Raw genomic sequence first — 6,060 nt, 5'->3', positions numbered from 1 at the left:
TTCCTTCGATCCAGTCGCGGGCGGAACGGGGCCGACGCTGAAGTATGGTGGAGCGACCTATGTGGATGCTCAGCCCTGGGCAGTGATCGGCGTGGAACAGACGTCGAGCGGTTACCAGGTAGCCTGGTTCAATTCGGCTAGCAGCGTCTATACGATCTGGAACACTGACACCAACGGCAACTTTGTTTCGAGGCCGCTGGCAAACGCTTCTGCCAGCAGCAGTGCATTGCAGTCGATTGAGATCAGTTTCCAGCAAGACCTGAACCACGACGGCGTGATCGGCGTTCCCGGAAGCTCCGCGCCCCTGGTTGGGCAGGCGCTTGGTGCGGTGTCAGGAAACGACAGCTTTGTCTTCAACGATGTCAGCAGCGACCGGTTGCATTCGGCTCAGAACGGCGAGGGTTCGAGCGAATGGGGCTGGTTCGATACGGGTCTCAATTTGCCTCGTGTCGACCATGGAATCCCAGCGTGGAATGTAGGCATTGTTGATGCTGCGCAGGAGCTTGTCGCTGCGATTTCTCACCAAGACTGGGAAAATGATGGCGCCCGCGGTACTGCGACGCAGTCAATTGGGACGGCTCAAGGTATTGTACCACAGGTGAACGTTCATCTTTTTGACCTGCAGGCAAGCTTCCTTTTCACGTAAGTTGGTCGGAAGTCAGCTGTTGTCGGAACGGCAGCTTGCCGAAAGGTCTCCGACGTCTTCGACACGGCCGCCCTGTGAGAAAAATCTGGCCTCTGGTCCAGTATTGAAGAGAAGGTCAAGCACACTCACAGCATGCTCAAAAGTGCCGTGAAGCTGCTTGTATTGAGGATAGCCTTCATAGCTCATCCATTCGACAGTTATCCCAGCCGACTTGAAGGCCGATTCGTCGAAATAGGCACGCGCAGCTGGTCCGCTGAGGTAGCGATCGGCTCCCGCTCTCCCAACGATCTTGAGTAGCCGTTCCATCTTGCCGCCTTCCGGTTGGTAAACATCGTCTCTGACGATGCGTGTCTTGAGACCCAGAAATTCGACTACTCCCTGAAGGAAAATGAAGTTTACGTCGGTCAGGTAGTCGTGCGTGCTAGCGCGTTCGTACCAATCTTTCACGATTGGCGCGACTTGCTCGAAATAGGGTGCTCGCCGATAGGCAAGCTCAACAATATTCCAGTGCTTGTCGGCCCACGGCTTTTGAACCTTGATTTCCCTGATTGGCCGCTTGAAATGGCCGGCCGTGATTACCGGGATCGTGAGCCAAGCTAGGCCCTGTGCCGTCTTAATACGATTGCGGTTGTGCCAATGACCTTTCGAATATTGAGCGCTGTCATAAATGACATACTCGTCGCAGCGACCGATCAGGTCAAAAAATCCCTTCCAGGGGACGTAGCAGGATTGGATGATACAGATTCGCATCTTCTTGGCTCAATCACTGCGGCTGCCTTTTGCGTTCCTTGTCAGCACCTGCACCAACAAAGGTACTGGCAAGTTCGCCGCAATCGTAGGGGGAAGACCGCTCTCCTCTCCGTATATCACGGGGCATGTAGTCAATGTAGTCAGTTGATCTACCAAGACTGGTGAACCGAAAGTCCTTGCGACTATACAAGGGTTCTTGGGTGAGTCGGGCCAACCAAGGGCTCGCAGCACACTCTAGGTCTTGCCGCTCTGGTCTGGCGCGTTGTCGGTTTGACTAGACTTGCGGTTTGAGTTCTATTCAACCGAGATGTTGATGCAATGGAAGGCGTTTCACTTGGTCAGCCAGCACGAATCCGTAGTCACTACCTACTCGTCGCCTCAAAGCATTGAGGCACGGTCAGAGCTATTCCAGCGACTGCGTACCTATGCCGCCACTCCGGAGGAAACTGAACGATCGCTGGGATTGTTTATCCGCGGTTCGCTGTTAGCGCGTTTTCTTGCTGTGGCGGAAATCTACAAGAGGATCGTGCCGCTTCCGGGCATCGTGATGGATATCGGAACCTGGCGAGGTCAAACCGCGGTACTCTGCGAAAACTTTCGAGCGATCTTTGAGCCACTGCATTTCAACAGGAGAATTGTCTGCTTCGACACGTTTGAAGGATACAAGGGCTTTTCGCAGGTGGACCGGCCGACGGAGCTCCACAAGGATGGTACCTACCAGGTCGGCGGGGAGCAATACGCTGACTACCTCAACTCCCTGCTGATGTTGCACGAGAAGAACAATGCCATGGGTCACAACAACGGGAAGCATCGTGTGGTCGCCGGCGATTGCAGGACAACGATTCCGGCTTTCTTTGAAGAGAATCCGGGCGAGTTTGTCTCGCTCGCATTCTTCGATCTCAATTCGTTCCAGCCGACCGCTGAAGCCTTCAAGATGGTTCATGGGCGCCTTGTTCCGGGGGGCATAGTCGCCTTCTGGCAATTGACGAGGGACAATATACCTGCGGAAGGAATGGTCTACGTGAACGAAATCCTTGATCGTTATGACCACAGGATCGAGCGGTCTGCCTATTATCCCGGTCTTTGCTTCCTGACCAAGTGAGCCGGATGTTGCCCCGAAAGTGAATGTCGGAATGTCGGATGTTTGCATCGTAGGAAATGGCGTCATTGGTCTTCAGACCGCGTATGAGCTGGTGCGCCGACACCCCGGAATTTCGATTGCGTTAGTTGGACCACGAGCGCGACCGGGATGCGCATCGCTTGCAGCGGCAGCAATGTTCAATTCGTTCTGCGAGATTGACGCTGGCACCTTTGGCAATCCTGTTGAAGTGGAAAAGTTTGAGTTCAATCGTTTAGCAAACGGCAGGTGGCCTGGTCTTCTCGAGCGAATTCGGGCCGATGCTGGCGCGAACGTAAGTGCGGGCTTTGGAACCTATCTGATCAACAACAGCGGTTCCGACACGCTGGAGGACGAGAATTTCGACCAGATTCTTGCTGCCCTTCATCGGTATGAAGAGCCCTTCGAAGAAGTAAACCCCAGGGAGATCCCTCACTACAGACCCGAGGCGCGTCACCGCGCGTCGCGCGCGCTATATATTCCGCGCGAGGGTTGGGTCAATCCAATCGAACTCATTGAAGCATTGAGCACGATTCTCGCCCGGTCGCCCAATGTCCGCTTCGTGGACGACATCTGTGTCAGGCTCTCGCAGAAGGCTGGCCGCGTCACTGCAGCATGGACTGAGCATTCCGGCGAAGTGACGGCAGAGCAATTCCTCGTTTGCAATGGCGCCAGCTTCTCATCGTTAGTAGACGCGTCAAATCTGGGTATCGATTTTCAGCGAGTATTTTACGGCGTTGGCGCCACGGTTCTCTTGGAAACCGGGATCGAGACGCTCTCAAACTGCATACGCACGCCCAATCGCGGTCTTGCGTGCGGTCTGTATTCTGCGCCGCAATCGTCGCATGAGACTGTTGTGGGAGCCAGCAATTTCATTTCCCCAGGGCCGACTTTGCACGTGCGGCTCACGAGTATCTATACGATCCTCAGATCGATCATGGAGCAATTGAACCAGGCCTATTACCGGGCGGAGCTCATTCGTATCAATGTTGGCTGGAGGCCCACTTCGTCGGATACGCTCCCGATGCTCGGAGCAACGTCGATCGCCAATCTTTTCGTTGCTACCGGAACGAAACGCGATGGACTTCACTGCTCTCCCGTGATCGCCGAATTCATCGCCGACCTGTTGGTCGAGGGAAAGAGCGCATACCAGTTTGAGTTGTTTAATCCCGAGCGGAAGCTCAACAGATATCTGCCTCGTGATGCCGCCATCGCTACGCTGGTTCGGCACACGATGAATGCCGCTTACCAGCACGACTTCGTACCCGCGAAGAACAGAATGAGCGAGGACCTGGAGGCGTACTACACCATGGAGTTTACGAAACTGCATGACGATGTGGGGGCGCTGACGTGGGGGATTCCGGCAGAGCTGAAGGACATGTACAGATACGGTCACATCAAGTGACTATCTGCCGGGCGGCCACTCGCTACTGCTTCGCAGCATGTTCGTCGTCGCGGGCCTTCTGAGAGGGCTCGTATCTATCCTTGACCAGGAACAATGGCCGATCGAGCACTTCTTGCAGTATCTTGCCGATGTACTGCGCGACGATTCCGAGGCACAAATTCTGGATGCCGCAAAAGGTGACGAAAAGAATCACCAGTGAGGCATAACCAGGAATTGGGTCCGGCGACAGGAAGCGCCAGGCGATCAGGTAGGCGCTGTAGGCAGCACCAAAGGCAAGAAACGCCACGCCCAGCCAGAAAATGAGCCTTAGCGGGCGTTCGGAAAATGAAAGTGCCGCGTCGACTCCAAGCTTGACGCGCTTCTTGAAGGTGTAGGAAGACTGTCCGTCCTTACGTTCGCTGTGTGCGATAGAAATATAGCGATGATTGAAGCCTAGCCAATTATCCAGTCCTTGCGGAAATCTGGTTTTCTCATTCAGCTTGTTATAGGCGTCGACATATCGTCTGCTCATGAAGCGGAGCGATGACGTGTTTTGCGGTGTGGTCCCGTTGGAGAGCCAATTGAAGAATTTATAGAAGAAGTAAGCCGAGAGCTTGTCCCGAATTTTGCTGAATCTCTCCTGGTACACTCCGACAATGATGTCGGTATCGGATTGTTCGAGTGCCTGAAGCATCCTCGGGATTTCAAGCACAGGATCTTGCATGTCTACATTGGCTCGCCCCACGATCTGACCTCGTGCTTCGGCTAACCCGCACGCAATGGCGATGTGTTGGCCGAAATTCCGGCTCAGGTCTATCACTCGGACAAAGGCAAAGTTGCTAACGAGCGCCTTCAGTGTTGTAATTGAATCATCTGCGCTGCCGTCGTTAACAAAGATGAGTTCAACTTCATCCTCGATGTTTTTGCGTGCGAGATGCTTCTCCATGACGTCCCGAAACGCTATGCAGAAGTCGCGTGCAAGGTACGCGTCATTGTAGATGGGTATGACCAAGCTGTAACGCACTGTCCTCATGAGCTTACACTGTCATCGGCGATGGGAAAGGCGGTGGCTTGCCTGAGAACCAAACCAGCCGTTGAGGTTAGGCACCTGATGGCGCAACTAGTCTCTATTGTCAGTTGACAACGTTGTCATCAAGTATCGTCTTCCAAGCTGGATTTGTCTTGCTATAGGACGATTGAACGATGGCGGCTCGACGATGCCCCAAATGCAGGTTTCTTGAGCCCGTCGATGCCGGCGAACCGGTCTGGCGGCTTGGCTGGAGTTGTCCCGCCTGCGGAAATGCTGTCGCGCAGCGCGACGGGATTCCGATGTTTGCCCCCGAATTGGCCGATACCGTCAGCGGCTTTGAGCCAGCCGATTTCGATTTTCTTGCTGAAGTCGAAGCCAATCATTTCTGGTTTGCAACCCGGAGCAAGCTGATCGTCGGCCTGGCGGACAAGTTCTTCCCCGGCGCCGCTTCTTTCCTGGAGGTCGGCTGCGGCACCGGAGCGGTGCTGCGCGAGATGCTCCGGTCCCGGCGCTGGGACCGTATTGCCGGTTCGGAACTTCATACCCTCGGCCTGGTCCATGCCCGGACCAGGATGCCGAAGGGAGTTGAATTCGTTCAGATGGATGCACTCAACATTCCCGCAGTAGACCTGTTCGATCTCACCGGCGCGTTCGATGTTGTCGAGCATATTGCGGATGATGAGGCGGTCTTGCGTGGACTTCGGGAAGCCACCCGCCGAGGGGGAGGTGTCATTCTAACCGTCCCGCAGCATCGCTGGCTATGGAGCGAGGCCGATGTTCGCGCGCATCATCAACGCCGCTACGAGAGCGGTGAACTGGAAACGAAGCTTGGCCGCAACGGCTTTGAGGTCTTGTTCTCGTCGTCGTTCACGGCCCTGCTGTTGCCCTTGATGGCGGTGAGCCGGCTTCGCGCCAGAAAAGGCGGCAACGAGAATCGCGTTGACCGGGAATTTGCAATGCATCCGCTCGCGAATGCGGTTTTCAAGGCGATCCTCGGCTGTGAGGTCCGGCTGACCCTGGCCGGCTTGCGCTGGCCCATGGGCGGAAGCAGGGTTGTGGTGGCTCGGGCGATATAGGTATAATCATACTTATTCGGCTTCCGTACGCCAGGCATGCCGGGTCGGCATGAAATC

The 6,060-nt window shown here is 55.2% G+C and carries 5 protein-coding genes and 1 pseudogene; 4 read left to right on the top strand and 2 right to left on the bottom strand.

What is annotated here, in order from left to right:
* Positions 1 to 646, top strand: a pseudogene (locus HZB49_RS16915) (hypothetical protein); the annotation flags it as partial.
* 12 nt (positions 647 to 658) lie between these two features.
* On the opposite strand, the gene HZB49_RS16910 reads toward HZB49_RS16915, so the two are convergent.
* Complete coding sequence (locus HZB49_RS16910; RefSeq protein ID WP_291613332.1) at positions 659 to 1,396, bottom strand: WbqC family protein; 738 nt, start codon at positions 1,394 to 1,396, stop codon at positions 659 to 661.
* 313 nt (positions 1,397 to 1,709) lie between these two features.
* Between HZB49_RS16910 and HZB49_RS16905 the strand changes: the two genes are divergently transcribed.
* Together HZB49_RS16905 and HZB49_RS16900 are read left to right on the top strand one after the other, a co-directional pair.
* Positions 1,710 to 2,498 carry a hypothetical protein gene (locus HZB49_RS16905; protein ID WP_291613330.1) on the top strand — a complete coding sequence of 263 codons (789 nt, stop codon included), beginning with the start codon at positions 1,710 to 1,712 and terminating at the stop codon, positions 2,496 to 2,498.
* Positions 2,499 to 2,529: 31 nt separating this feature from the next.
* Positions 2,530 to 3,918, top strand: a complete 1,389-nt coding sequence (locus HZB49_RS16900) for an FAD-dependent oxidoreductase (RefSeq protein ID WP_291613328.1) — start codon at positions 2,530 to 2,532, stop codon at positions 3,916 to 3,918.
* 22 nt (positions 3,919 to 3,940) lie between these two features.
* On the opposite strand, the gene HZB49_RS16895 is transcribed toward HZB49_RS16900, so the two are convergent.
* Positions 3,941 to 4,930: a glycosyltransferase family 2 protein gene (locus HZB49_RS16895; RefSeq protein ID WP_291613326.1), complete on the bottom strand. Its 990-nt coding sequence runs from the start codon at positions 4,928 to 4,930 to the stop codon at positions 3,941 to 3,943.
* Between the two features lie 170 nt (positions 4,931 to 5,100).
* Here HZB49_RS16895 and HZB49_RS16890 point away from each other — a divergent pair, with 170 nt between their 5' ends.
* A complete protein-coding gene (locus HZB49_RS16890; RefSeq protein ID WP_291613324.1) occupies positions 5,101 to 6,003 on the top strand; it encodes a class I SAM-dependent methyltransferase in 903 nt (300 codons plus the stop codon).
* Positions 6,004 to 6,060: the final 57 nt, after the last annotated feature.

The sequence above is a fragment of the Bradyrhizobium sp. genome (genome assembly GCF_016219575.1).
In the GTDB taxonomy this organism is placed as follows: Bacteria; Pseudomonadota; Alphaproteobacteria; order Rhizobiales; family Xanthobacteraceae; genus Bradyrhizobium.
This window is presented reverse-complemented; position numbering and strand designations above follow the sequence as displayed.